This window comes from Elizabethkingia argenteiflava (genome assembly GCF_009904105.1).
Taxonomy (GTDB): Bacteria; Bacteroidota; Bacteroidia; order Flavobacteriales; family Weeksellaceae; genus Elizabethkingia; species Elizabethkingia argenteiflava.
In genome coordinates this window covers 1-256 of sequence record NZ_JAAABJ010000643.1, presented here as the reverse complement: position 1 = coordinate 256, position 256 = coordinate 1, and the positions used below count along the sequence as shown (strand labels likewise).

Sequence of the window (256 nt, the reverse complement as noted above, 5' to 3'; positions counted from 1 at the left end):
CAAGGTTTAGCCACGAGAATTGCTTCAAAAATAAGCGCTTTTACAATGATTCAGTATCTGAATTTTTTCGTCTTCAAAAGAAAGCTAAACAAAATAAAAGTTAATTTCGGCTAAATGCACAACAGGTAGTTTTTATATTTCTTAGCTCTTGTTTATTTCTAATAAATTTACAAAATATTCTATAGATTTAGTATATAAACTATGCTTCTCATCAATATAAAATCCCAAAAAAATTATATACCAGACGGAATAATTT

At 26.2% G+C, this 256-nt stretch carries 1 pseudogene; it reads left to right on the top strand.

Annotation, left to right across the window (positions count from 1 at the left end):
• A pseudogene (locus tag GNY06_RS15810) lies at positions 1-114 on the top strand (IS982 family transposase); the annotation flags it as partial.
• Between the last annotated feature and the right edge of the window lie 142 nt (positions 115-256).